Raw genomic sequence first — 24,736 nt, forward strand, 5'->3', positions numbered from 1 at the left:
ACACAACCGGATCGCCTCTTCTGCTACGCAGTCCACACGGACTGCGGGAATACCGCCCTCATTACTGGGCGGCGTTACCCATCGCCTTGACACGAGCCGAGAGCCGGCTCTTGGTGCGGGCTGCCATGTTGCGATGTGCCACGCCCTTGCCAACCGTCTTGTCGATGACCGACTCCGCGGCGCGCAGTGCGCTGCGTGCCTGCTCTTGATCACCGACATGTACGGCCTTCAGCACACCCTTCACATAGGTGCGCAAGCGCGACCGCAGGCTGGCATTATGCAGGCGCCGCTTTTCATTTTGTAATACGCGCTTGCGCGCCTGAGCTGTATTGGCCAACTTTTACTCTCCATATCTACAATCCCGCGTCTGCGGGAAATTAAGTCGCGTATTCTGGCGCCAACGCCCAACCCTGTCAATATCAATGGATTGCAAAAACCACCAGGCGCTACGAAAATGGGGCGCATGGCCTACTACTCTACTTCGGCCATCACATGTACATGCTCTGGTGCCACCTGTACCCAAAGCGTGGCGCCTAGCGCCAGAGACCTGCCTTCGCATTGTAAGCGAGGTAACAGCATATCCAAAGAACAAGCCCCTTCCATTCTGACGCGCAAGGCGACACCCTCCTCCCGGAGGCTCACGACCTTCAATTTCAGGGCATTCGGCGCTGGGACGCCCAAAACGTCGCCCGGCACGAGATCCTCGGAACGAATGGCCACGGTCACCGGTATACCCGGATGCATGCCATACCGAAAACCGGTACGCAGACGCCAGCCAGATCCAGCCACCACCATTCCGGCTTCCGCTGTCTCCTCAATGCGCCCCACCAGGAAATTACGAAATCCCAGCAAACGCGCCGCTCCCATAGTGGCGGGTCGTGCAAACACCGCACGGGGAGGGCCTTCCTGCACGATATGCCCACCCAACAGCACTGCCATGTGATCTGCGAGCATCGCCAGGTGCGGATCGTGGCTCACCGCCAGCACCGGCACTCCAAAATCGTGGACCTCCCGGATGAGTTCGTCCAGAATCTCGTCGCGCGTGGCCATGTCCAGCGCCGAGGTGGGCTCGTCCAGCAGCAGCAGCTCCGGACGCCGGGCCAGAGCACGGGCGAGCGCCACCCGCTGACGTTGCCCGCCGGAGAGGGCCGCAGGATAACGCTCCGCCAGGTCGGCAAGCCCCACGCGCGCAAGCAAATCCATAGCCTGCGTGCGGCGGCCTGCACCCCTTGGCAGCGGAAAGGCGACGTTTTCCCAGGCCCGCAGGTGCGGGAAAAGCGCATAACCCTGGGGCAAATAGCCAATGGGGCGTCGCTCGGCAGCAAGGCCACCGAAGGGATACCCATGCGCCGGAATCAAACCGGCGATGGCCTTGAGCAGCATCGTCTTGCCCTCTCCGGATAGACCGAGCAGGACGGTGAAATCCCGCACCTGCATCTGGATATCCAGGGTGACCGGCGTTTCCAGTTGATAACGAATTTCCATGAGTTTTAGCGCGGAGTCATCAGAACATTCCCTGTCGGCGCGAGCGCAACCCCAGCCACAGAGGTAAAGGCACAGCGACCAGAAAGAATATCCAGAGCAGAGGGTAAACCGCACTCAGCCCCATATCCTCCAGATTGACCCAAAGCTTGACCGGAATGCCCTGCGGGAAATACGCCACGATGAGCACGATGCCGAACTCGCCCATGGCGCGCACCCAGGCCAGCGCCACCCCGGCCGTCAGTCCCAGACGGGCCAGCGGCAGCGTCACCCGCCAGAAGGTCTGCCAGCGATTGCGGCCCAGGGTGCGACTGATCTGCTCCAGCTCTTCCGGAACCCCCTCAAAAGCCGCACGGGCGGCCAGCACATAGTAGGGCATGGCCCCGTAAATCTGCGCCAGCACAAACGCCGAGGCGGTATTGGTCAGGTAGAGCCCTGCCTGACTGAGCAGTCCACCCACTGGTGAGTAAGGTCCGTAAAAGGAACTCAGCAAAATGCCCATGGCCAGGGGTGGGGTCAGCAACGGCAACAGCAGCAGCGCATCCACCAGCCACTTGCCGCGGTAACAATAATGCGCCAACCACCATGCGAGCGGCGTTCCCGCCAGCACCACGAGCGCCAGAGCCAAGGCACTGTAAAACAGGGAAACCTGGATGGCGGCGAGGTCGCCGGGCGCAAAATGAAAATCGTGCCAGTCCGTGGCGAAAACCAGCGCCGCAAAAGGCGCCAGCAGAAACGTCAGAACGGTGGCAGCTGTTGCCGTCGCTATCCAGCGCGCCGATGGCTGGCGTCCTGCGCTGATCCCTACAGCCGCCCCATGACTCAAAAGAACCTTCCTGATGCGCCATATGCCCTTTGCCCGTCATCCGGGATACTCGCAGCCAGCATAATACGATAAGGCATCCACATCGGCAGATCCGGCATATTCAGGTGATCCGTTATTGTTCGTCAGATACTTCCGTGACCATCTTATATCGACGCCCCCGGAGCGGGTCAAGGGCACGGAGAAATCTTCCATACAAAAGCCCCACCTTGCATTTTTATGCTATGCTTACATGGAAAGGTATGCGAAAGCGGCGCGAGGACGCGCAACATTTTGAACGGAAAATTAAAATATTGAGCGAACCGACCATGCACTGGACCATTCTCATCAAATCCCATCCGGATGCCAGCGGCAATCCCGTTCTTCAGGGTCTGCGCATGGCGGCAGCCGCTCTCGCCGATGGCATCCCAGTCAGCCTGTTTCTTTCCGAAGAAGCGGCATCTCTGGCGCTACATATAGAAAATCCAGGGGATCGGCAAAAAGTTCACCACGATCTCATCGCGGAGATTCAAGAACTGGGCGCCGAAATTTATGTAATTGGTCTCGACTGGATGCATGCGGTCGGAAGCCTGACCTTGATTCCCGGCATCAAAGTAGCGAGCATGAAAACTCTGGTTCGCCAGATGAGGCTTTCCGACCAGGTTGTCGCGCTCTGATTTATGACCACCACGTACGCCATGGGCGACCTGCAGGGTTGCTATGTCCCCTTTGCCGCTCTGCTGGAACAGGTAGACTTCACACCGCAGACAGACCGGCTCTGGCTGGCAGGCGATCTCGTCAACCGGGGACCGGATAGCCGCGCCGTCATCAACCGGCTTTACGCCTGGCACGAGCGGGTGCAGATCGTCCTGGGCAACCACGATTTATACGCACTCGCCCGCTGGGCGGGCATCGTTGCGGCAAAAAAGAACGATACCCTCGGCCCACTGCTGGCCGATCCTCACACCGATGACTGGATGGAGTGGTTACGCACCCGTTCGTTACTGCATACCGATCCGCAACTGGGCTGGAGCATGGTCCACGCGGCTATCCATCCCGACTGGGATATGGCCAGCGCGCGAGGGCATGCTGACGCCGTCGAGGATGCGCTGCGCGATCGTCACTGGCGGCGTTTCCTGAAATCTCTCTGGGACGCCCCGGCACCCAACCGCTGGGAGGCTTGTCGCAACGAGGAAGAGGCGCAACGCTTCCGGGTCGCCGTATTCACCCGCGCCCGCTACGTGACTGCCAAGGGTGTTTTCAACTGGTCCAGCACTGCGCCCAAGGACACCGCTCGCGAATTTGTACCATGGCATGAGCGTTTTTTGGAAAAACAGACGTCTGGGTCTATCATCTGCGGTCACTGGGCCACCCAGGGTCTGCTGGTGCAACCACGTTTGCTGGCGCTGGACAGCGGTTGTGTCTGGGGTCGCCAACTGACCGCGGCACGGATCGATCTGGACGAACCCCTTATTTACCAAACCCCATGCCCTATGTTTGCACGACCGGACAGCGGGTGAGGGGCTGACCACCAGATTTTTGGTCCATCCCGTTTAGCGCTCAACCTGAGGCACCATGCCGATCCTCCCTACCCAGCAGCCAGTGGAAATCCTCCGCCACACCTTCGGTTATGACGCCTTCCGGGTGCCGCAGGAAGAGGTAATCCAGACCCTCATGGCGGCCCGGGATGCGCTGGTGCTCCTGCCTACGGGGGGTGGAAAATCCCTGTGCTATCAGATTCCCGCCATCGCCATGGCAGGGACGGGCGTAGTCATTTCGCCACTGATCGCGCTCATGGAAGATCAAGTCACCGCCTTGCGTCAGGCGGGTGTCGCTGCTGCCGCCCTGAACTCCACTGCCAGCCCCGCAGAAACACGCGCCACCGAGGAAGCGTTGCTACGGGGCAGCCTCGATCTGCTCTACATCGCTCCGGAACGCTTGCTGCAGGAACGCACCCTCAACCTGCTGCAAAGGGCCACGGTCAACCTCTTCGCTATTGACGAAGCCCATTGCGTGTCCCAGTGGGGTCACGACTTTCGCCCGGAATACCTGCAGTTACGAGTGCTGCATGAGCGCTTCCCCCAGGTGCCGCGCATCGCCCTCACTGCCACCGCCGACTCAAAAACCCGCGCGGAAATCACCGAACGGCTGGCGCTACAAGAAGCGGCCGCCTTTATCGGCTCCTTTGACCGACCCAACATCCGTTACCATATCAACAGCGGTGGTCAGGGTGCGCGCAACGCCTTGTTGCGATTCATCCGCGACCGCCACACCGGAGATGCCGGCATCGTATATTGCCTGTCCCGCAAGCGCGTGGAGGAAGTTGCCGAGTGGCTGCAGGGCGAAGGGCTGGACGCCCTGCCCTATCATGCCGGTTTGGGGTTCGACGAGCGGCGTCGTAACCAGCAACGATTTCAACGGGATGAGGGTGTGATCGTTGTCGCCACCATCGCCTTCGGTATGGGCATTGACAAACCCAATGTCCGCTTTGTAGCGCACCTGAATCTGCCCAAGAGTGTCGAGGCCTACTATCAGGAAACCGGGCGTGCCGGGCGCGACGGTCTGCCTGCAGAAGCCTGGATGCATTACGGTCTTCAGGATGTCGTGCAGTTACGGCAGATGATCCAGCAATCCGAAGCCGACCTGCCGCGCAAACAGATGGAAGGACATAAGCTGGACGCTATGCTCGCGCTTTGCGAAACCACGGACTGCCGCCGTCAGACCCTGCTCGGCTACTTTGGCGAAAGCCTCTCCTCCCCCTGCGGCAATTGCGACAATTGCCTGCAGACGCCGGCCACCTGGGATGCCACGGTGGCCGCACAGAAAGCCCTGTCTGCCATTCATCGTACCGGTCAGCGCTTCGGGGTGCAGTATCTGGTAGACGTGTTGCTGGCTCGGGAAGATCCACGCATTCGGCAACAGGGCCATGATCGGCTCAGCGTATACGGTATTGGCAAAGAACTGTCCGCCAACGCGTGGCGCGCCCTGTTTCGCCACCTCTTGCTGCGCGGACTTGTGGAAGTGGATCACGACGGTCACGGCGGCATGCGCCTCAGCCCATCCAGTCGCCCGCTCCTGCGCGGCGAAGAAAAGCTGACCCTGCGCCAGCACGAAAGCTCGGTCCCGAAGCAACGCGAACAACGCCCGGAGATCGCACCCCGCGACACCGCGCTCTGGGAAGCCCTGCGCCAGCACCGCCGTGAACTGGCGCAAGCCCAGGGCGTGCCGCCCTACATCATTTTTCACGACGCCACCCTCATGGAAATGCTCCATCGACGCCCGCGTGACCTGGAAGCACTGGCGGCGCTCCCCGGCATCGGCGAGCGCAAACTGGCGGCTTACGGCACATCTTTTCTGAAGATACTGCATCGCGATCGACCTTCCTAAGTTCCTCGCGCAGATACGACGCGGAGATGACGGCTTGCCCTGCGCCGCCGCAGACTGCATCATGAGGGCATGACTCAGGATAGCCCCATGAACCCGCAAAGCTTCGCCGTCACCGTCGAAAGCACCCTCGATGACCTGCAGAACCGGATAGAGGCCGATGCTCCCGAAGTGGAGTGCGACCTCGTGGACAGCGTGCTCACCCTGCTCCTGCCCGACGACAGTCAGATCATCGTCAATCGTCAGGAAGCGGCGCAACAGATTTGGCTGGCGTGCAGCGATGGTCCGGCACGTTTTTCGTGGCAGGGCGGCGCGTGGCAGGATAGCCGGACGGGGGAATCCCTGAAACAGGCCGTCGGCCGCCTGCTGAGCCTGCGTCTCGGCCACCCCGTGTCACTGGGTTGAGCGAATGGCCTACTGGCTGATGAAGACCGAGCCCGATGCCTTTTCCCTGCAGGATTTGCAGCGACGCGGGCAGGAGCCCTGGGACGGCATCCGCAATTATCAGGCCCGAAATTTCCTGCGTAGCATGCAGATCGGCGACGAAGCCTTCATTTACCATTCACGTGTACCGGTCCCGGGTATCGTCGGCACTGCCGAAGTCGTCTGTACCGCTTATCCGGACCCTACCCAGTTTGACCCGCAGAGCAAATATTACGACCCGGCCTCCCATCCCGACCGGCCGCGCTGGGATCTGGTGGAAGTGGCCTATCGCCGAACCTTTGCCCACGGCATCGCGCTGGACTTTCTTCGCTCCGTCCCGGAGTTTTCAGACAGCCCACTGATTCGCAAAGGGAATCGCCTGTCGATCTTGCCCATTAGCAGCAGCCAGTGGCAGTATATCCTGCAATATGCAGGATAAAACGGTGCAGGGTGAAAAAGCCAACCTCGCGGACGGCGTTACCATCCCCTCCGATTTACCATGTCATTTGTCGTTTGGCGGCGTGAGCCGAACTTTCTCATCCCGGAGTCCAGCATGACCTATCAACAACTCATAGAATTCCTCGACCGCCATTTGGGATACCCCTTCCTGCCGGATATGGCGCCGGATGCGGCGCTGCGTGCCGCGCAACAGGGCGGGCTTGACGACGCGCTGACCACGGAGGTGCTGACCGCCCTCTATCAGGGCAACCAGTGCAAAAGGGTCGATGACCCCGTGGACCGCGCGCACAGCTTTGATGGACTTGCCCACCTGCGCCTGCGCAGCCAGGCCGATGACACGGATCCCGCCGTATTCCGCAAGGTTCTCAAACTTTCCCAGGAACTCGACAATGCGTTTGACCAGGAACTGATTCGCCAGCGTGACGCTGCGCTCAGCTAAAGCGATGCAACACCCCGGCAACAGCCGCAAAGAGCGCAATGGGCAGGAGCGTGGCGGCTAGGGGTGGTATCCCGCCGGAGACGCTGATATATCCCGACATCTCCGTGAGGAAATGAAATCCCAGTCCCAGCACCAGCCCCGCCATGACCCGCGCCGCCAGGCCTCCACCTCGGGGATTGCGCGTCACAAACGGTACCGCCAGCAAAATCATCACCAGACCCACCCACGGATAACTCACCCGACGCCAGAACGCCAGGGCAAAGCGGGTCATGTTCAACGCCCCGCTCTGCAACGCCTGGTAACTTTGCCACAGGGTGAGCAAGGTCATGGTGCGTGTCGGGTGTGCAAAACTGCTCAGGGTGGCCGGGTGCAGGGCTACCGGCCAGGGCGTCTCCGTAACGGCCGTCATCCGTATCTGGTCAGGCGTGATCCTGAACATCCGGACATCGTGGAGATACCAGTGCCCCCCTTGGAATACAGCTTCAGAGGCCGTCGTGATGGCATTGATGCCCACCATACCCTGGCGCACGTCGGCGATATGCAGGTTCTGCAGGATCTTCCCGCCATCGCCCACTGTGCCCACCTGGATTATCTGTGTTTCATAGCGCAGCCATAATCCCCGCGGTCCCATATTGTGGAAGCCCGCTCCCGGCTCACCGGCGTTGGCCCACATCGCCTCGGCGGCGGGCGCCGTCACTGGTATGACCCATTCTCCCAGGGCAAACATCAGGCCGGCACCCAACAGTCCGACCAGCAACAACGGCTGCTCCAGGCGCCAGACCGACCACCCCGACATGCGCAGAGCAATCACCTCGGAATGCCCGCTCAGGATACTCATCCAGACCAAGGCACCCAGCAGTAGCGCCAGCGGGATCACATCGTACGCCACGTCGGGCAACTGCAAAGCGGCATAGGACAGCAGACGGGTCATAGACCAGACGCCGTGCCCGGGCCCGGAGGATTTAGCGATGAGCTGGGCGATATAGACCAGCGTCAGCAGCATGGCCAGCACGAGGCTGCTATACAGCAGCATGCCGCGAAACAGCAATCGGTCGGCGCGTTTCATGACGCAGACCGCCCCGGCCAGGCGGGTAACATCGGCAGATCGCGGCTGCGCCGGAGAAAGGCATAGGCAGCAACCACCAGAATCAGCACGAGTACCCACAATAATCCGGGGAAAACTGGCATGCTACCATTCATCATATGCTCTTTGACGTAAACGACGATGTTATTGACGGCCAGCAGAAACAGTATACCCACCAGCATGCCCGCCGCCCGTCCGCTGCCGCGGGGCTCACTGTAAGCCAGGGGGATGGCCAGCAAAGCCAACAATGGCAACGCCAGCGGCCAGAGCAGGCGCCACTCCAGCTCGGAGACGGCAAAACGCATCCCGGTGCCGCGCAACTGCCGTACCAGCTGCGGCAAAGATGCGCTGCTCCAGTTGATGCCGCCGCGCTCGACGCCGCCGCTGTCCTGGTTGTCCAGCAATACCCGGTAGCGTGCGAAGGAAAGGACTTTGAACCCGTCTTTTCCCGGCTGCCCCAGGTAGCGTTGGCCATCCACCAGCACCAGGGTCAGGGCACCATCCTGAGCGGGCTTGACCTCGCCGTAAGCCGCTGTCGCCATATCCAGTTGCCCGCCCTGGGCAACAGACAAAAATATCTCCTGGAAGCGGTGGCTGTCTTTACCGACGGCCTGCCCCACGTAAATAACCCTGCCACCGGGTAAATTCGTGAAACTACCAGGCTGCAGCATGGCTTCTGCCGCAGCATTGGCGAGGCGTACCGATTCGGACTGCAACTCGCGCTGCGCGCCGGGCGCCCAGGAAAGGGACAAAATCAGTTCCAGACAAAAGACGCACGCCGCAACCACCGCGACGGGCGGCAGAAGTCCCATCAGCCCGGTGCCGGTACTTCGGATGGCCACCATCTCGTTGGAACGATAGAGGTTGCTGAACACCAGATAAACCGCGAAAAAAAAGGCCAGGGGCAATACCATGACCAGCAAGGTCGGCAGCGCCAGTCCCAGCAATCGCAGAATGATCGACAATGGCAACTGCCCGGAGGCGACCTGCCTCAGCAATTGGGTCAACTGACCGATAGACAGAATGGCGAGCACCACCAGGCTGGTCAGCAGAAAGGAGATCGTGAGATTGCGCACGACCTGCATACGAATGCGGGTCAAGCGGGCAACCCCTGGGGATTATACGCAAGACTTGATTCCCTGTGCCTCTGGGGCTTATGTTCTGTCTTTGACATCGTCTCGAATTCCTCACCCATAAGATTATCAGGAGAACCGCCGTGGAGATAGCCGTACAATGCCAGAACCCGACTACCGACAACAGTGACTGTGTGGTCGTCGGAGTTTATGAAGGCGGCATATTGAGCCCTGCCGCAACGCTGGTTGATCTGGCCAGCGGCGGCGCGCTCCGGACCCTCCTCGATACCGGAGACTTTAGCGGCGCCTGTGGTGACACGCAGTTGCTCTACCAGGTGCCCGGCGTGGCTGCGGCGCGAGTACTGGTTCTGGGCCTCGGCAGCCATGGCAAGGTCAAGGACAGTCAGTTCCGCAAAGCCGCGCTGGCTGCGGCCCGCGCTTTGCAGGGTGCCCATGTCGGGCGCGCCAGTCTGCACTTGCTCGACATCCCGGTAATACGTCGTTCCGCGCCGGCTTGCGCCAAAATACTGGTCCAGGCCGTGGCGGACGCGGAGTATCACTTCGATCGCCACAAGAAACCTGCTGACGCGCCACAACGACCCATATCCGAACTGCAGCTATCCATTCCTGAAAACGATACCGCAGCGCTCGCGGAGCTTCAGGGTGCCGTAGCAGAAGCTCATGTAACGGCCCGCGCCGTCGCCTGGACCCGGGATATGGCCAACGAACCCGGAAATATCTGTACTCCCACGTGGCTCGCTGAACAAGCGGAGGCCATGGCCGGGCGGCTGGGCATCAAAAGCACTATCCTCGGTCCGGACGCGATGGAAGCCTTGGGTATGCACCTACTCCTTGGCGTGGCCCACGGATCCCGGCAGCCGCCCCGCCTGATCATTCTCGAATACCGGGGCGGTGCCGAAAATCAGGCGCCTATCGTCCTGGTCGGCAAGGGTCTCACCTTTGATGCGGGCGGCATCTCTCTAAAACCCGCCGACAAGATGGATGAAATGAAGTATGACATGTGCGGCGGGGCATCGGCCCTGGCAGCGATTCAGGCAGCGGCAGAACTCCAACTTCCGCTGAACATCGTTACCGTGGTGCCCGCTTCGGAAAACCTGCCCGACGGGCAGGCCACCAAACCCGGCGACATCCACAGGAGCATGAACGGCATGAGCGTGGAGGTCGTGAATACCGATGCCGAGGGCCGGCTGATTCTTGCGGATGCGTTGACCTATGTGGAGCGTTTCGAACCCGACGTGGTGATCGACATGGCCACCCTTACCGGCGCCTGCATCATCGCCCTGGGGCACCAGACGGCGGCGGTAATGGGCAATCATGAAGGGCTCGTTCATGATCTCATCGCTGCGGGCAAGGAAAGTATGGACCGGGTTTGGGAGTTACCCCTCTTCGAGGAATATCAGGAGCAATTGAAGAGCCCGGTTGCGGATCTTTCCAACGTCGGTGGCCGGCCGGCGGGGACCATCACCGCCGCCTGCTTTCTCTCGCGCTTCACCGAAAACTATCACTGGGCCCATCTCGATATTGCGGGGGTGGCGTGGAAGAGCGGCGAACACAAAAATGCGACGGGCCGCCCGGTACCGTTGTTGGTGGAGTATCTGCTGCGGCGGGCTCGGCAGGTGGCCTGAGAGGACCGCCCTTGCCTGTCGCCTCGTTTTATACCCTGCCGCCGACACTGCTTACCGCGCACGAACAGCGGCGCGGCATGTGCCGGGTGATTGCCAAGGTGTGGCAGGTCATGGGAGAAGCAGATATCCTGTGTCCGGATACGGAGGCCGGGCAGGCCCTGGATGACCTGCTCTGGACCTTTCAGGCGGGAGCTTTCGTGCCCCATGTCCGGGGCGCAGGAGAACCGGTACGCATCCACGAGAACGGCGCATGGCCCTTGCAGGGCAAGGCGCTGGTGCTCTGCGGGCTGGACGAATTGCCGGCGCCCCTCCCCCCCTGCGAGCGGCTCATCGACTTCATTCCGGTCGCGGAGCAATTACGCGGCTTCGCCAGAGAACGATACAGACAATTAAAGAACGCAGGATTCACCATGCAGGTGCATCCCCTGGAAGCCTGATCGGAGACACGCCATGGCAAGCATGACCACACGTAAGGAACCTGTCCTCGAAGAGCAGATGGACGTCGATGACGACGCCCCGCTGTTGCTCACCAACCTTGTACGTCCGGGGTTGCCACCCCAGCTTTGGCGACATGCGGACGACGAAGCGCCGGAAGCCGTAAACCGTCCGCCGGCAGAGGCGGCGCCGGACCAACTCCCTCCGCATGGTTCCGGGCCGGTGGCGACGCCCGACAATCCCGCCGCCTTTTCCATGCGTTGGGAGGAGGCTGCGGCAGCGAGCAATGGCGCAGCAGCGACTGCCGGAGAATATGCACAGGCAGCGCCACACTGGCAGGATGACGCGGCTTCCCCGGAAACACTGCAGGAGACCACGACAACCGATGCCCCCGAAATTGTCGGGTCAACCGCCGCGATGCCTCCCATGACCCTCGATTTTCTCAAAGACTTCGAAGAGTTGCTTTTCCGGGAGATCGAACGACGGATCATCAACGAGATCGAAGAGCAGGTGACACAGCATCTGCAAACCGTCTGGAAGGAGCGGATCAGCCTGACGATCATGCGTACCCTGGCGCTGGAGGGCATCCAGTTGCGTGAAAGCCTGAGCGAAGATCTTCGCAAATCGCTTCCGGAAATACTGCAGCGCGTCCTGCACGAAGGCCTGGACCAGATCAACGCCTCGGAAATCGAGTAAGATACCCTCCCATGACTGACACTCTGAATCGCCCCTTCGCCCCCGCCGAAATCGAAACCCAATGCTACGCACGCTGGGAAACCCACGGCCTGTTCCAGCCGAAAGGCAGTGGCACCCCCTATTGCATCATGCTTCCGCCACCCAATGTCACTGGCACCCTGCATATGGGCCACGCCTTTCAGGATACCCTCATGGATATCCTCACCCGCGTCCACCGGATGCGCGGCGAGCGCACCCTCTGGCAGCCGGGCACCGACCATGCCGGTATCGCCACCCAGATGCTGGTGGAACGGCAACTGGTACAGGAAGGCGGCGATCGCCATCAGATGGGCCGCAGTGCCTTTCTGGAACGGGTCTGGCAGTGGCGCCGGGAATCCGGTGGCCATATCACCCGGCAGATGCGACGGCTGGGGGCATCCTGTGACTGGTCACGCGAGCGTTTTACGTTAGACAGCGGGCTCTCCCATGCGGTCACCGAAGTCTTCGTCCGCCTCCATGACGAAGGGCTGATCTACCGCGGCAAACGGCTGGTCAACTGGGACCCGGTCCTGCGTACCGCAGTCTCCGATCTGGAGGTCGTCAGCGAAGCGGAGCAAGGCTCGCTCTGGCATATCCGTTATCCCCTCAGTGATGGCACCGGCTCCCTCGTGGTCGCCACCACCCGTCCGGAAACCCTGCTGGGCGACGTGGCGGTGGCGGTTCACCCCGACGATCCGCGCTACGCCGCCCTCGTCGGCAAGACCCTGCGCCTGCCGGTCATGAACCGTGAGATTCCCATCATCGCAGACGATTATGTCGATCCGGAATTTGGCTCCGGCTGCGTCAAAATCACCCCGGCCCACGATTTCAACGACTATCAGGTGGGGCAACGGCACAGCCTGGCCCTGCTCAACGTCTTTACCCCTGACGCGCGCATCCGGGACAGTATCGAGGTCTTCGGCGACGGCGTCGTCGCCGGGGAGATTCCCGAGACCCTGCGCGGACTGGACCGTTATGCCGCCCGCCAGCAGATTCTCGCCCTGCTGGCGGCGGAGAACCTGCTGGAACGCACTGACGAACACCAACTCATGGTGCCCCGCGGCGACCGCTCCCATGCCGTCATCGAGCCCTATCTGACCGATCAATGGTATGTGCGGGTCGCCCCCCTGGCGGAGCCGGCCATCCGCGCGGTGGAAGAAGGCCGCATCCGCTTCGTGCCGGAAAACTGGAACAAAACCTACTTCGACTGGATGCAGCGCATCGAGGACTGGTGCATTTCCCGCCAGCTCTGGTGGGGGCACCAGATTCCTGCCTGGTACGGTCCCGACGGCAAAATCTTTGTCGCTCGTCGTGAAGAGGAAGCGCAGTCGGAGGCCGCCCGCCATTACGGCATGCCGGTGGTCCTGGAACGCGACCCGGACGTGCTCGACACCTGGTTCAGTTCGGCGCTGTGGCCCTTCACCACCCTGGGCTGGCCGGAAAAAACATCGGACCTTGCCCAGTTCTACCCCACCAGCGTGCTGGTCACCGGCTTCGACATCATTTTTTTCTGGGTGGCGCGAATGATCATGATGGGTCTGCGCTTCATGGACGAGGTGCCATTCCATGAAGTCTATGTCCACGGTCTGGTGCGCGATGCCGAGGGCCAGAAGATGAGCAAGTCCAAAGGCAATGTCCTCGACCCCATTGACCTCATCGACGGCATCTGTCTGGAAGACCTCGTCGCCAAGCGTACCCGAGGTCTCATGCAGCCGCAGATGGCGGCCAAAATCGAAAAGGCCACCCGTAAGGAGTTCGCCGACGGCATTCCCGCCTTCGGCACCGATGCCCTGCGCTTCACCTTCGCGGTACTGGCCACCCAGGGCCGGGACATCAAGTTTGACCTCAAGCGGGTGGAGGGGAATCGCAATTTCTGCAACAAGCTTTGGAACGCCTCGCGTTTTGCCCTGATGCAGACACGAAATCCGGCCGATCTGGACGGCGAGCGCGAGCTACTGGCGCCGGAACGCTGGATCATCGGTCGCCTGCAGCACTGCGAGGCGGACGTCAACAGCGCCATCGACCAGTATCGCTTTGCCGACGCCGCCCATGCGCTCTACCAGTTTTTCTGGAATGACTACTGCGACTGGTATATCGAACTGAGCAAACCGGTGCTGCGCGAGGGCAGCCCGTTTACCTCGGCACAGCAGTGCGGCACCCGCAATACCCTGCTGCGGGTGCTGGAGGCCGGACTGCGTCTGCTGCACCCGGTGATGCCCTTCCTCACCGAGGAACTCTGGCAGCGGGTCGCACCGATGATCGGCAAGGCGGGCGACAGCATTGCCCTTGCCCCCTACCCGGTGGCCGATCTCGCTCGTGTGGACGCCGATGCCGATGCCGATACGGAATGGCTGATTGCCGTCATCCGCGCCATCCGCTCGGTGCGCGGCGAGATGGATATCCCACCGGGGAAACCTCTGCCCCTGCTCCTGCAGGCCGGCGATACCCATGACCGGAAAAGGGTGGAACGCTATCAGTCCTGGCTCTTCGCCCTCGGCCGCCTCGCCAGTCTGGAATGGCTGGGCGCCGAAGAGGAAGCGCCGCCCGCCGCCTTGCAACTGGTCGGCGATCTGCGCGTCCTCGTCCCTCTCGCGGGGGTGATCAACGTGGCCGCCGAACAGACCCGCCTCGCCAAGGAACAGCAGCGACTGGAACAGGATCGCGCCAAAACCGTCGCCAAACTCGGCCAGGAGAGCTTTCGCAGCCGGGCGCCCGCAGAGGTGGTCGCCAAAGAAGAGGAACGTCTGCGGGAGGTGGATGCCGCATTACTGCAACTGGAGGAGCAGGCACGGCGGTTAGCCTCGTTGTGATCAACGCCCCCGGAAATCGGAGACACCCGGATGGCTAAACGCCAGATCTATCCCCTGGAACCCCTGTTCGGAAGAATGCTCTCACCTTTCGAACAGTTTCTGCGGCGGGCAACGGCGGGTGGTATCGTGCTCATCGCGGCGACCATCCTCACCCTGATTCTCAGCAACTCAACCTGGCACACGGCCTATCACGCGTTCTGGGAGCAGCATCTCAGCCTGCACTGGGGTAACTGGATATTCGATCAGAGCCTGCATCACTGGATTAACGACGGGCTGATGGCGGTATTCTTTTTTGTGGTCGGGCTGGAACTCAAGCGCGAATTTCTGGTGGGGGAACTGTCCTCCCTGCGCGATGCCGCCCTGCCGGTTATCGCCGCGCTTGGCGGCATGCTGGCTCCGGCGTTGATTTATCACCAATTTAACCCGACCGGCCCGGCGGCAGACGGTTGGGGAATCCCGATGGCGACGGATATTGCCTTCGCCATCGGGATTCTCGTCCTGCTCGCCTGGCGCATCCCTCGTAATCTGATCATTTTTCTGACTGCACTGGCCATCGCCGATGATCTGGGCGCAGTGCTGGTCATCGCGATTTTTTACACACCGGCGCTCCATATCAAAGCGCTGATGATCGCCCTGCTCTTGCTACTGGCCTTGCTTTTGTTCAACCGGAGCGGCGTTCGTCATACCCTGCCCTATCTGCTGGTCGGGCTACCCTTCTGGTATTTCGTGATACTCTCCGGAATCCATGCCACGGTGGCCGGGATTCTTCTGGCTTTTACCATCCCGGCGCGGGGCCGCATACTGCCGGGCGAACTGGCGGACAACCTCAGTGCCCACGGACAACACCTGCGCGATACCATAATCCACGGCAAACGTCTGGATCCTCTGGTCAACGAACAACTTGCCGGGATCATTCAGGACATCCGCAACATCAGCGTCGCCGCGCTGGCCCCCCAACAACGTCTGGAGCATGCCATTCAGCCCTGGGTGACTTTTGCGGTCCTTCCGGTTTTTGCGCTCGCCAACGCCGGCATCCATTTTGCGCACATCTCCGTGAACATGCTGTTCAGTAGCGTTACCATCGGTATTTGCCTGGGATTGGTATTGGGCAAATTCCTGGGCATCGGCCTCAGCAGTTGGTTGGCCGTGCGCCTCAAAATCGCGCGGCTGCCTGCCGGGGTACGATGGCCACACCTGCTGGGCGCTGCCTGGCTCGGCGGCATCGGTTTTACCATGTCTTTATTTATCGGCCAACTGGCCTTTGGCGATCCGCAGCTGCGAGAAGAAGCCAGGCTCGGTATCCTGCTCGCATCGCTGATAGCCGCAAGCATAGGTTTGCTCTGGCTATTTCAGGTAAGCCGCAAAAAAGGAGACCTACCCGCATGATCCCCGCTGACATATTACACACGGTACAAGAGGCTCTTGCCGAAGATATCGGCAGCGGTGACCTGACCGCAGCACTCATTCCGGCAGATCAGGAATTGCGCGCGCGCATCATCAGCCGGGAAGCCGGCATTCTTTGCGGACGCCCCTATGCGGATGCCACTTTCGCCGCGCTATCCCCCGCCCTTCAGATCCACTGGCAATTGGCCGAAGGCGCGTGGATGCTGCCCGATCAGGAAATCTGCAGCATCGCCGGTCCTGCCAGGGCTCTGCTCAGCGGCGAGCGCACCGCACTGAATTTCCTGCAGACGCTCTCCGGTACCGCCACCCAGGTCAGCGCTTTTGTCGACATGCTGCGCGGCCATAAAACCCGGCTGCTGGACACCCGTAAAACCATCCCCGGCCTGCGTCAGGCGCAAAAATATGCGGTGCGTATCGGCGGCGGACACAACCACCGGCTGGGCCTATACGATGGCATTCTCATCAAGGAAAATCACATCGCTGCCTGCGGCAGCGTCGCGGCGGCACTGCAGGCGGCCCGGCAACTGGCTCCGGCACTCACCCGCATCGAAATTGAAGTGGAAAATCTGAGCCAGTTGGAAGAAGCGCTGAGCGCGGGCGCCGACATGATCCTGCTCGACAACTTTACCCTGGAGGATTTGCGCCTTGCCGTGCAGCGAGTCGCAGGGCGTCTGCCCCTGGAGGCATCGGGGAATATGGACCTGCACAATATCACTGAAGCAGCGGCCACCGGCGTGGATTTCATTTCCGTGGGCAGCCTCACCCGCCATCTGCGCAGCCTGGATCTGTCGCTGCGTCATCGCTGAGCGTTCCGCCGCTCAGGAGGCACGTGCCGCCGCATCCAGACTGCGCAGGGTCTCATCCGCACCTGCCGCCGCCGTCAGGTCGGCGACATTATCCTTGGTGAAGAAGCCCTGAAAACCTCCGAAGCGCTGTACGTACTCCACGATCAGCGAGGAATGCTCCGAAGCGCTGGAGAAAATCTGCTTCAGCCCTTCCCTCTCCGAACCAGCAACCTCCAGCAGAAATTTCTGCCCGCAATTCTGCAGGACGTGCACCACATGGTCGATATTGGCCTGACCTCCGGTGTGTCCATCCCGCACCGCCACCGCCAGATGATGTAAACGCGGCCCGAAGTTGCGCACGAAGGCCTCGGTGGGGGACGGTCTGCCGATCAGGTGATTGCAAAAATACGGATGGTTGGCGGCGGTAAAAACCTTGGCCGGGCTCTGCAGTTCACTGGTAAAATGCATGCTCTTGGTCACATTCGTGGAAGAATTCTGATCGGGAATATCGTAGGAACCCCAATAGTAATAACTGGAGAGAGTCAGATACTCGAGAATAGCCGCCTCCCGATTCTGACTGTAGACCCTGGTCGCCAGGTGATCGATGGGCAGAAGGAGCTTGTCCAGACCGAGCCTCTCACGCAATTCCTTGGCCCGTTCAAAGGCGGCCTGCATGTCCTCCCGGATCGAGGATAGCCCCAGGGAATAGACCCGGATGTGGTCGTCCGGGCGCTCCCAGTAACCGACGACATTGTGGGTATAGGGAGACGGTTTGACGATGGCCATATTCCCCGGCAACTCCAGGTGGCGAACCTGCTCCTGATTGAAAAAACGGATTTCCCGGCCCTTCTGCACCTCCACCACCTCATGCAGGTTTTGAACCTGAAAGATCTCCCCCATATACCGGGAGTTCGGCCGCTGCGCCCCGATGGGATAGACCTCGTTGAGACTGCGAAAAATACCGTGCAGGTTGGGATCTTTCACCTCCCGCACCAGCACGTCGGGGGCACTCATGTCGATCCGCAGGATGTGCGTCGAGTGCTGCTCTGTTTCCAAGGTAACCAGGTAGTCATAAGGCGTCATCAGGCAGAGTTCGCCGACATAAGCCACGGAATGCCCGGGCTCCACCGTGATCATCAGACTGTCGATACGGCCGATATTTTCGCTCAGGCCCTGGCGGTCACGGTCTTCCAGCAACCGTCCCAGCCACTCCTCAAAAAAAGCGGAATTCTGCTTGTCGCCCTGCCGCTGAAAATCTGCCGATGCCTGCATATCCACTTCTCCATTCATGTCGTGTCGATCAGTGTAACCCCCCTGATCCAGGCAGCCAACGTACCCCCCTTCGCACTGCCCTTGCTTCATCGGCCGCGTCTTGCCGGAAAAGCACATGCACTTCTTGACAAGATACCGATTGGTCGGTATCCTTAATTTTATGATGACACAGCCCCTACGAAAAACCCGTAACCCGGAGCAGACCCGCAGCGATCTACTGGATGCCGCCTATATCGAGATTTTGGAATCCGGCTTTCAGGCGGCCAGTCTGGAACGCATTCTTGCCAATACCTCAGTAAGCAAAGGCGCGCTCTACCACCACTTTGGCACCAAGCGCGAACTGGGGCTGGCCGTAGTCGAAGAAGTGATTGCGCCGCAACTTGCGGTGCGGTGGTTCGCCCCTTTTGCCGAGCACAATGACCCTTTGGTCAGCCTCCATCGTATTCTCGAAGAAAAAATCAATACCGCCGACGAATCCGTCATCCGCTACGGCTGCCCCCTCAATAATCTCATCCAGGAAATGAGCCCCCTCGACGAGGCGTTCCGCTGCGGGTTACAGCAGATTCTCGATCGCTGGGTCTCGGTCATGGCCGACGCCCTGGCCGAGGGGCAGACCGCCGGCAAGGTGCGCACTGACGTCGAGGCGAAAGAGGTAGCACTCTTCATCGTTGCCGCCATCGAAGGCTGCGTCGGCCTGGGCAAAAATGCGCAGTCCGTCGAAGCCTATCGGCGTTGTTTGCGACAGTTGCAACTCTACGTCCAGTCACTGGCGGCCTGAAGGGTATCCCGCATCGTGCCGTGAACATCCGCTTCTCCATTTCCGGCGTGCCGCTTTTTTCTGCTTTCTGACCGCAGCAAGGAGATATCATGTCGCAAATCACATCTGAATGGGTTCAACTGGAAAACGGCCTACGCGCCTGGTATGCCCGCCCTGCCGACGTGGGTCCACACCCGGCCGTGCTGATCTTCATCGAGGCATTCGGAGTCAACGCACACTTTCAGGACGTGGCCCAACGTCTTGCCCGGGCGGGTTATTGCGCCATAGTGCCCGACCTGTATCACGGCAAGACCTATGAATATTCCGATTTCAACAGTGCCATCGCCCACCTCAAAACTCTGAACGACGCAGTCGTCATGCAGGAAGCGCACATGGCCATCCAGGCACTGCAGCAACGCGCTGAGGTGCGTAAGGACGCCATCGGCACGCTGGGGTTCTGTATGGGTGGACGCTACGCCTTCATGGCCAACGCCATCCATGCAGAACATCTCCGCGCCGCAGTCGCCTTCTACGGCGGCGGTATTGCTCCCGATCAGGATTCCGTCGGACGTAAATCGGTGCTGCACCTGGCGGATCAGATGGGGGCGCCGCTGCTGCTGCTCTATGGCGCCGAGGACCAATCCATCACCCCCGGAGAACATGGCCGCATCGCCACTGCGCTCAGCGCCGCCGGCAAGCGCTATACCCTGACCGTGTTTCCAGGCGCGCCACACGGTTTTTTTGCGGATCCTCGGGACAGCTTCCGTCCCGATGCCGCGCAGGAAGGCTGGCGCCTGACCCTTGACCACTTCACCCGTTATCTCGGAGCATCCGCATGACGCACAAGCTGTTTTCCTCCTGGACGTTGCGCAGCGTCACCCTGCGCAACCGCATCTGCGTGGCGCCCATGTGCCAGTACTCCACGCCCGATGGCGTCGCCGGGGACTGGCATATGGTGCATCTCGGCAGCCGTGCCGTAGGTGGCGCCGGGCTGGTCATGGTTGAAGCGGCCGCCATCAGCCCGGAAGGCCGCATTTCCCCCCGCGACCTCGGTATCTGGACGGATACGCAGGCGCAGGCACTGGCCCCTATCGTGGCGTTCATGAAGGCGCAGGGGGCGGTCACCGCCATTCAGATCGCCCATGCGGGACGCAAGGCGTCCACCCGGCCGCCCTTTCTCGGTGGCGACCCCATTGCGACCGACGCAGAGGACGGCTGGGAGCCTCTGGGACCCAGTGCCCTGCCCTTCCACCACAGCCATACCGTGCCCCACGCCATGGACGCCCAAAACCTGGAGAAGGTACGTAGGGACTTTGTGGCCGCGGCCAGGCGCGCACTGGCCGCAGGATTCGAGGTTCTGGAACTGCACATGGCCCACGGCTATCTGCTGCACAGCTTTCTGTCCCCCATCAGCAACCAGCGGACCGACGAATACGGCGGCAGCCTGGAAAACCGCATGCGCCTGCCACTGGAAATCACCGCTGCCGTGCGCGCGGTGTGGCCCGAAGATCTGCCCCTCTGGGTGAGGATTTCCGCCACGGACTGGGTGCGCGGCGGCTGGGACCTGGAGCAGTCCGTCGTCCTCTCCAAGGCGCTGAAGGACCGTAGCGTGGACGTTATCGATTGCAGCAGCGGCGGCATGACGCCGGATGCCGTCATCCCCGCCGGCCCCGGCTTCCAGACGCCTTTCGCCAGCGCCATCCGCCAGGAGGTCGGCATACCCACCGTCGCTGTCGGCCTCATCACCGAGGCAATGCAGGCAGAACACATCCTCGTCACCGAGCAGGCCGACGCCGTGGCCCTGGCCCGGGAACTGCTGCGCAATCCCTACTGGCCCCTGCACGCAGCCCGAGAGCTCGGCGTCGAACTCGCCTGGCCCGTACAGTACGATCGCGCCAAAGCTCGTCCATAATCCCCCTGCCATTCGGGGACTGCCATCGGGGTGGCGGTAATGAGGGGATGTCAAACGGGGTTCGGGACGGATTCCACCAGCAGCTTCTGCAACTGCGCGAGTGTCGCCCTGCGCAGGGGTCGACCGTCCACGGGGGATGCGGGACTGCGCCGGTCCTCGTCCAGATCAAAGAGGACCAGACGCAGATCAGCCCCGGCAAAATTCAGTTTCAGGCAAGGATAATCCCGGGCCGGGGCATCCCCATAATGAAGCCGCTGCCAGACCTCTTCATAAGCCACCTTCTGATCCATCAGAAAAAAAATCACGCTCTCCGGCGTGTCCACAAAAAGATGGAGGGTGACGGGCACGTGACGCGTCGCCGTCCCGGTCAGAACCGGCCCGGTCAGACGCGGCCGAAACTCCGCCAGCCACTGCATGGCCTGCGCAGCCTGCTCGCGGAGCAGGCGCAACTCCGCCTCATGCGCCTGACCATGGAAAAGCTGCAGACGTGACTGAAGCTCTTCCTCGATCTCCGCATTACTTGGCCAGTCCTGTTGAGCATCGCCACCAGCGCCCAGGCGGCGCGCCGCCTTTTCCTTGGCCACCCGGAAGTCCACCACCCCTTCGTCAGCCATGATCCGCGCCGATTCCACCACTAGCAGGCGCCGCAAACGGGATTGTTGCTGTGACTTAACCATTTCCGCACCCCGCTCATTGTCTACAAACGACATTCCGCATAAGATAGCGCGAATGCGAGAGTGGCGGAATTGGTAGACGCACTGGATTTAGGTTCCAGCGGTTACGGCCGTGCGAGTTCGAGTCTCGCCTTTCGCACCAACTTCTCAAAATAGCCGTTGCGCCGTAAGGTTGTCGCGTGCTGCAAGTTGGGTACAAATGGGGGCATAAATGAATATGCAACAATCCATTATGTCAGGATATCAAAAGTTTTTTACCAGAAGCGGCCGGGCACCGCGCTCAGAATACTGGTATTTCCTTTTATTCTATCTATTGTTGAATATTGCCGTACAACTACTGGGTATCTATCTCCGGACCCACGATCATTCCGGCACCACTTCCATTCTCCTTTCGATTGTCGCGATGGGGTTCTGGCTGGCAGCCCTGGCCACTGCCGTACCAATGCTGATGGTCACGGTCCGTCGTGTTCACGATATTGGACGGACGGGTTGGTGGGTAGGCGTCTCCTTTATCAACGGGCTCCTGCTCGACGGAGCGTTTGGATATGTGATCTTCAGAACCACTATCATGCACAATACCCAAAATCTGCAGGCTGGTCTGCCCAGTGGCGGTATGGCAATCGTCTTGGGCATATTGGGCTTGATCGGCATCGCGTTGGGCCTTACGATCTTCATCTTCACCCTCCTGCCGGGAAGCCCAGGAGAGAACCGTTATGGCCCGAATCCTCTGGACTCCCACGCCACGCCTGTTTCCGGGCGCGAGTTCGATAGATCCTGATCGAGGCACCTGTAATTCATGAGGATTTAACATTGACCACCTTCAGACCAATTGCATTTGTCATGGCGTCAACCAATCATGGAACCATGATAGTCAACAGAAATGACTACAGAATCGTTCCCGGCGGGGAATTTGGCGTTGGCCATCAAATACTCACGTCGTCATCTTTCGACCAGCCCGAAGTGGATCTCGTCCTGCAGTTGTTATCCGCCAGAAGAACCCACCATGGCGATGGCGTCTTTGCCATCGATTGCGGCGCCAATATAGGCGTCCACACCATAGAGTGGGCAAAGCTCATGTATGGCTGGGGATCGGTGGTCGCCTTTGAAGCGCAGGAAAGAATTTTTTATGCGCTGGCGGGGAACATCGCCATCAACAACTGCTTCAACGCCAGAGCCGAATGGGCTGCCGTCGGCGCCGGCAACGGATTCATCGGGGTTCCGTCACCGGACTACAACCTGCCGTCGAGCTACGGCAGCCTGGAGTTGAAAAAATCGGCGAGCAACGAGTTCATCGGCCAGGAAATAGACTATTCAGAGGAAAAAACCATCCGGACGCGGATGGTTGCCATTGATCAGGCGATAAGTGGACGGGTTGATTTTATCAAAATAGACGTCGAGGGAATGGAAATCGATGTGCTCCATGGCGCAAGGGAAACGATCATACGCAATAAGCCAGGCATGCTCATTGAAAAAATAAAATCAGAGGAAAACGAACTGATCGGATTCGTTACCGGGCTAGGCTATAAAACATTCCAATTTGGGATCAATATAATCGCCGTACACGAATCGGATCCGGTGATCTCCATCATAAATACCACGGTGTAGATTCACGCCATGGAGCGGAGCACGACGTGTGCGGCGGCCGGGCAGAGCATCCTTACCGACGGCGCGAAGCGGATTGTCCTGGCAGATCGCCTGCGACCGAACACAATGCCTGAAAAATGAAACGGTCATTCACCTCGGATTCCGGCCGGATCGTGTCCTATGAAGACATCGGTGACCCGAACGGAAAGTTGCCGGTATTGTTCCTTCACGGTACGCCCGGCTCCCGCCTGCAACTGGAGTTACTGCCTGCAGCCCTGCGTAGCGGTCTGCGCTGGATCGCCTTCGACCGGGCGGGTTATGGAGCATCGGACCGGCAGCCGGGACTGACCATGACCGAAGTGGCGGCGACGGGCGAAGTTCTGGCCAACCATCTGGGGCTGGACGCCTTTCACGTGCTGGGTTTCTCGGGCGGTGGTCCCTACGCGCTGGCCTGCGCCCGCGCCATGCCGGGGCGGGTGCGCACCGTGCATCTGGCGAGCAGCTCGGGACCGGCGGAGCTTCCCGAGGTACGATCCGCCTTCGGTCTTCAGGACCACACCATCTTTATCCTGGTGCGCCATGCACCGTGGCTTTTCAGGGCGCTGTTGCGCCTCAGAATGGCGGGCGTGCAGCGGAGGCCGGAGCGCTTCGTGGCGCAGTTCGCGGCAAAGATGACTACCCGGGACCATGCCCTGCTGGCGGCGCCCGACGTTCTGGCGAAGCTTTGCGACGATTTGCGGGAGGCTTTGCGGCAAGGGACTGCGGGGTTGGCTGACGATTTCGCGGTGCTCAACCGCCCCTGGCCCTTCCGCCTGGAGGATATCCGGGTGCCGGTGCATGTCTGGCAGGGTACACAGGATCATGTGAACAATCTGCAGGTCGGTCTGGCGATGGCCGCACATTTGCCAAGTGCGCAGATCCATCTCCTGGAGTCAGGCTCGCATACGCTGTTGCTGACCCATGCCGCGGAGATCCGTGCGGCGTTGGACCAGGATGAGGCCCTGGCTGCTCAGGAACCCGCTAAATGATACCGGGAACAAGGCAGTACGTGCAGTTGCGGTATTCCTGATAAGCGATCCCGAAGGCGTCCACGAGTATGCGTTCCTCTTTGACGATTCTCCAGAGGTAGGCCAAAATAACAGGAACGACGATCAGGATGGCGGTGGCCCAGTAGCCAAACGACAGCGCCAACCCCAAAAAACAGAGTAGCGCTCCCGTATAGGATGGATGGCGCACCATGCGATAGGGTCCATGTCGGATCAGCCGGTGCCCAGGCTGAATGGCCAGATCCACGGTGAAATATCTCCTCAACGTCATGATCGCGTATGTTCGCAACAGGAGTCCCGCCATGAGTAACGAAACCCCCACCCGCGGTAGATAGAGCGCGATATGTGGCTCCTGACGGATTTCCAGAGCCAACACGCAAGCCCAACTTCCTACGCTGGACAAGATCACGACGTTGAATATTTTTGAAGACCCGCCATCCTGCCTGTTCGCATTCATGGGGGAACGGAAAAAGTATTCCAGGTACAGCTCCAGCAATATCCACGCTGACAACAGCGCTAACAGCAGAACAGCAGATACCATCATTCCTCAC

Annotated in this window: 26 protein-coding genes and 1 tRNA gene; 19 read left to right on the forward strand and 8 right to left on the reverse strand. The window is 60.5% G+C overall.

From position 1 onward, the window contains the following. Positions 1-61: 61 nt before the first annotated feature. From rpsT to F6A13_RS09405, 3 genes are all read right to left on the reverse strand, one after another. Positions 62-337 carry a 30S ribosomal protein S20 gene (gene rpsT, locus F6A13_RS09395; RefSeq protein WP_009567470.1) on the reverse strand — a complete coding sequence of 92 codons (276 nt, stop codon included), beginning with the start codon at positions 335-337 and terminating at the stop codon, positions 62-64. A 134-nt stretch (positions 338-471) separates the two neighbouring features. Next, a complete protein-coding gene (locus F6A13_RS09400; protein WP_113525388.1) occupies positions 472-1,485 on the reverse strand; it encodes an ABC transporter ATP-binding protein in 1,014 nt (337 codons plus the stop codon). A 19-nt stretch (positions 1,486-1,504) separates the two neighbouring features. Further along, the gene (locus F6A13_RS09405; RefSeq protein WP_126604242.1) at positions 1,505-2,308 is read right to left on the reverse strand and encodes an ABC transporter permease; all 804 of its coding nucleotides are present in this window, start codon (positions 2,306-2,308) and stop codon (positions 1,505-1,507) included. Between the two features lie 134 nt (positions 2,309-2,442). Between F6A13_RS09405 and F6A13_RS09410 the strand changes: the two genes are divergently transcribed. From F6A13_RS09410 to F6A13_RS09435, 6 genes are all read left to right on the forward strand, one after another. After that, entirely contained in the window at positions 2,443-2,961 is a 519-nt protein-coding gene (locus F6A13_RS09410) for a DsrE family protein (protein ID WP_225981787.1), read from the forward strand. Between the two features lie 3 nt (positions 2,962-2,964). Beyond that, positions 2,965-3,804, forward strand: a complete 840-nt coding sequence (locus F6A13_RS09415; protein WP_113525386.1) for a symmetrical bis(5'-nucleosyl)-tetraphosphatase — start codon at positions 2,965-2,967, stop codon at positions 3,802-3,804. A 55-nt stretch (positions 3,805-3,859) separates the two neighbouring features. Continuing rightward, positions 3,860-5,671: a DNA helicase RecQ gene (gene recQ, locus F6A13_RS09420; protein WP_126604243.1), complete on the forward strand. Its 1,812-nt coding sequence runs from the start codon at positions 3,860-3,862 to the stop codon at positions 5,669-5,671. 87 nt (positions 5,672-5,758) lie between these two features. Continuing rightward, positions 5,759-6,073: an iron donor protein CyaY gene (cyaY, locus tag F6A13_RS09425; RefSeq protein WP_113525384.1), complete on the forward strand. Its 315-nt coding sequence runs from the start codon at positions 5,759-5,761 to the stop codon at positions 6,071-6,073. Positions 6,074-6,077: 4 nt separating this feature from the next. Continuing rightward, positions 6,078-6,530, forward strand: coding sequence for an EVE domain-containing protein (locus F6A13_RS09430; protein WP_126604244.1), 453 nt, complete (start codon positions 6,078-6,080; stop codon positions 6,528-6,530). Between the two features lie 114 nt (positions 6,531-6,644). Continuing rightward, positions 6,645-6,989 (forward strand): hypothetical protein, encoded by a 345-nt coding sequence (locus F6A13_RS09435; RefSeq protein WP_126604245.1) that lies wholly within the window; start codon positions 6,645-6,647, stop codon positions 6,987-6,989. On the opposite strand, the gene lptG is transcribed toward F6A13_RS09435, so the two are convergent. Next, positions 6,982-8,055, reverse strand: coding sequence for an LPS export ABC transporter permease LptG (lptG, locus tag F6A13_RS09440; protein WP_151528162.1), 1,074 nt, complete (start codon positions 8,053-8,055; stop codon positions 6,982-6,984). The genes F6A13_RS09435 and lptG overlap by 8 nt on opposite strands. Beyond that, positions 8,052-9,173: an LPS export ABC transporter permease LptF gene (lptF, locus tag F6A13_RS09445; protein WP_126604246.1), complete on the reverse strand. Its 1,122-nt coding sequence runs from the start codon at positions 9,171-9,173 to the stop codon at positions 8,052-8,054. Before lptF ends, lptG begins: the two co-directional genes overlap by 4 nt. 116 nt (positions 9,174-9,289) lie before the next feature. Here lptF and F6A13_RS09450 point away from each other — a divergent pair, with 116 nt between their 5' ends. Genes F6A13_RS09450 through nadC form a run of 6 tightly spaced genes read left to right on the forward strand, consistent with a single transcriptional unit; the run spans position 9,290 to position 16,961 of the window. Continuing rightward, the gene (locus F6A13_RS09450; protein ID WP_113525379.1) at positions 9,290-10,792 is read left to right on the forward strand and encodes a leucyl aminopeptidase; all 1,503 of its coding nucleotides are present in this window, start codon (positions 9,290-9,292) and stop codon (positions 10,790-10,792) included. Between the two features lie 11 nt (positions 10,793-10,803). After that, positions 10,804-11,229 (forward strand): DNA polymerase III subunit chi, encoded by a 426-nt coding sequence (locus tag F6A13_RS09455; protein ID WP_113525378.1) that lies wholly within the window; start codon positions 10,804-10,806, stop codon positions 11,227-11,229. A 13-nt stretch (positions 11,230-11,242) separates the two neighbouring features. Further along, on the forward strand, positions 11,243-11,923 hold the full coding sequence (locus F6A13_RS09460; RefSeq protein WP_113525377.1) for a hypothetical protein: 681 nt from the start codon (positions 11,243-11,245) through the stop codon (positions 11,921-11,923). An 11-nt stretch (positions 11,924-11,934) separates the two neighbouring features. Next, on the forward strand, positions 11,935-14,751 hold the full coding sequence (locus F6A13_RS09465; RefSeq protein WP_113525376.1) for a valine--tRNA ligase: 2,817 nt from the start codon (positions 11,935-11,937) through the stop codon (positions 14,749-14,751). Between the two features lie 30 nt (positions 14,752-14,781). Next, positions 14,782-16,137 (forward strand): Na+/H+ antiporter NhaA, encoded by a 1,356-nt coding sequence (gene nhaA, locus F6A13_RS09470; RefSeq protein ID WP_172959315.1) that lies wholly within the window; start codon positions 14,782-14,784, stop codon positions 16,135-16,137. Continuing rightward, complete coding sequence (gene nadC, locus F6A13_RS09475) at positions 16,134-16,961, forward strand: carboxylating nicotinate-nucleotide diphosphorylase (RefSeq protein ID WP_113525375.1); 828 nt, start codon at positions 16,134-16,136, stop codon at positions 16,959-16,961. The genes nhaA and nadC overlap by 4 nt, the downstream gene beginning before the upstream one ends. 12 nt (positions 16,962-16,973) lie before the next feature. Here the strand turns inward: nadC and F6A13_RS09480 are convergent, their stop codons facing one another. Further along, a complete protein-coding gene (locus tag F6A13_RS09480) occupies positions 16,974-18,212 on the reverse strand; it encodes a hypothetical protein (RefSeq protein ID WP_126604247.1) in 1,239 nt (412 codons plus the stop codon). 160 nt (positions 18,213-18,372) lie between these two features. On the opposite strand from F6A13_RS09480, the gene F6A13_RS09485 reads away from it, so the two are divergent. The 3 genes from F6A13_RS09485 to F6A13_RS09495 all read left to right on the forward strand — a co-directional run bounded on the left by F6A13_RS09485 (position 18,373) and on the right by F6A13_RS09495 (position 20,881). After that, entirely contained in the window at positions 18,373-18,990 is a 618-nt protein-coding gene (locus F6A13_RS09485) for a TetR/AcrR family transcriptional regulator (RefSeq protein ID WP_225981788.1), read from the forward strand. Positions 18,991-19,079: 89 nt separating this feature from the next. Then, positions 19,080-19,808, forward strand: a complete 729-nt coding sequence (locus tag F6A13_RS09490; RefSeq protein WP_113525373.1) for a dienelactone hydrolase family protein — start codon at positions 19,080-19,082, stop codon at positions 19,806-19,808. After that, positions 19,805-20,881: an NADH:flavin oxidoreductase/NADH oxidase gene (locus F6A13_RS09495; protein ID WP_126604248.1), complete on the forward strand. Its 1,077-nt coding sequence runs from the start codon at positions 19,805-19,807 to the stop codon at positions 20,879-20,881. The genes F6A13_RS09490 and F6A13_RS09495 overlap by 4 nt, the downstream gene beginning before the upstream one ends. A 50-nt stretch (positions 20,882-20,931) precedes the next feature. Here F6A13_RS09495 and F6A13_RS09500 read toward each other — a convergent pair whose 3' ends face one another. After that, a complete protein-coding gene (locus tag F6A13_RS09500) occupies positions 20,932-21,558 on the reverse strand; it encodes a nucleotidyltransferase (RefSeq protein ID WP_113525371.1) in 627 nt (208 codons plus the stop codon). Positions 21,559-21,612: 54 nt separating this feature from the next. Between F6A13_RS09500 and F6A13_RS09505 the strand changes: the two genes are divergently transcribed. From F6A13_RS09505 to F6A13_RS09520, 4 genes are all read left to right on the forward strand, one after another. After that, positions 21,613-21,697, forward strand: a tRNA-Leu gene (locus F6A13_RS09505). Positions 21,698-21,766: 69 nt separating this feature from the next. Beyond that, entirely contained in the window at positions 21,767-22,333 is a 567-nt protein-coding gene (locus F6A13_RS09510; protein ID WP_126604249.1) for a DUF805 domain-containing protein, read from the forward strand. A gap of 32 nt (positions 22,334-22,365) precedes the next feature. After that, positions 22,366-23,160, forward strand: a complete 795-nt coding sequence (locus tag F6A13_RS09515) for an FkbM family methyltransferase (RefSeq protein WP_126604250.1) — start codon at positions 22,366-22,368, stop codon at positions 23,158-23,160. 152 nt (positions 23,161-23,312) lie between these two features. Further along, the gene (locus tag F6A13_RS09520; protein WP_225981789.1) at positions 23,313-24,167 is read left to right on the forward strand and encodes an alpha/beta fold hydrolase; all 855 of its coding nucleotides are present in this window, start codon (positions 23,313-23,315) and stop codon (positions 24,165-24,167) included. Here the strand turns inward: F6A13_RS09520 and F6A13_RS09525 are convergent. Then, on the reverse strand, positions 24,160-24,729 hold the full coding sequence (locus tag F6A13_RS09525) for a methyltransferase family protein (protein WP_113525367.1): 570 nt from the start codon (positions 24,727-24,729) through the stop codon (positions 24,160-24,162). The two genes, F6A13_RS09520 and F6A13_RS09525, sit on opposite strands and share 8 nt — an antisense overlap. Positions 24,730-24,736 lie beyond the last annotated feature (7 nt).

Origin of the sequence: Acidithiobacillus sp. 'AMD consortium' (genome assembly GCF_008926505.1) — a bacterium.
Taxonomy (GTDB): domain Bacteria; phylum Pseudomonadota; class Gammaproteobacteria; order Acidithiobacillales; family Acidithiobacillaceae; genus Acidithiobacillus; species Acidithiobacillus ferridurans.

Excerpts from the sequence above, each read along its gene's own strand:
- recQ (WP_126604243.1), top strand. The coding sequence starts at position 3,860 with ATGCCGATCCTCCCTACCCAGCAGCCAGTGGAAATCCTCCGCCACACC.
- F6A13_RS09510 (WP_126604249.1), top strand. The coding sequence starts at position 21,767 with ATGAATATGCAACAATCCATTATGTCAGGATATCAAAAGTTTTTTACC.
- F6A13_RS09500 (WP_113525371.1), bottom strand. The coding sequence starts at position 21,558 with ATGGTTAAGTCACAGCAACAATCCCGTTTGCGGCGCCTGCTAGTGGTG.
- F6A13_RS09495 (WP_126604248.1), top strand. The coding sequence starts at position 19,805 with ATGACGCACAAGCTGTTTTCCTCCTGGACGTTGCGCAGCGTCACCCTG.
- cyaY (WP_113525384.1), top strand. The coding sequence starts at position 5,759 with ATGAACCCGCAAAGCTTCGCCGTCACCGTCGAAAGCACCCTCGATGAC.
- F6A13_RS09465 (WP_113525376.1), top strand. The coding sequence starts at position 11,935 with ATGACTGACACTCTGAATCGCCCCTTCGCCCCCGCCGAAATCGAAACC.
- F6A13_RS09460 (WP_113525377.1), top strand. The coding sequence starts at position 11,243 with ATGGCAAGCATGACCACACGTAAGGAACCTGTCCTCGAAGAGCAGATG.
- F6A13_RS09480 (WP_126604247.1), bottom strand. The coding sequence starts at position 18,212 with ATGCAGGCATCGGCAGATTTTCAGCGGCAGGGCGACAAGCAGAATTCC.
- F6A13_RS09435 (WP_126604245.1), top strand. The coding sequence starts at position 6,645 with ATGACCTATCAACAACTCATAGAATTCCTCGACCGCCATTTGGGATAC.
- nhaA (WP_172959315.1), top strand. The coding sequence starts at position 14,782 with ATGGCTAAACGCCAGATCTATCCCCTGGAACCCCTGTTCGGAAGAATG.
- F6A13_RS09485 (WP_225981788.1), top strand. The coding sequence starts at position 18,373 with ATGATGACACAGCCCCTACGAAAAACCCGTAACCCGGAGCAGACCCGC.
- F6A13_RS09490 (WP_113525373.1), top strand. The coding sequence starts at position 19,080 with ATGTCGCAAATCACATCTGAATGGGTTCAACTGGAAAACGGCCTACGC.
- F6A13_RS09525 (WP_113525367.1), bottom strand. The coding sequence starts at position 24,729 with ATGATGGTATCTGCTGTTCTGCTGTTAGCGCTGTTGTCAGCGTGGATA.
- F6A13_RS09415 (WP_113525386.1), top strand. The coding sequence starts at position 2,965 with ATGACCACCACGTACGCCATGGGCGACCTGCAGGGTTGCTATGTCCCC.
- lptG (WP_151528162.1), bottom strand. The coding sequence starts at position 8,055 with ATGAAACGCGCCGACCGATTGCTGTTTCGCGGCATGCTGCTGTATAGC.
- F6A13_RS09400 (WP_113525388.1), bottom strand. The coding sequence starts at position 1,485 with ATGGAAATTCGTTATCAACTGGAAACGCCGGTCACCCTGGATATCCAG.
- F6A13_RS09430 (WP_126604244.1), top strand. The coding sequence starts at position 6,078 with ATGGCCTACTGGCTGATGAAGACCGAGCCCGATGCCTTTTCCCTGCAG.
- nadC (WP_113525375.1), top strand. The coding sequence starts at position 16,134 with ATGATCCCCGCTGACATATTACACACGGTACAAGAGGCTCTTGCCGAA.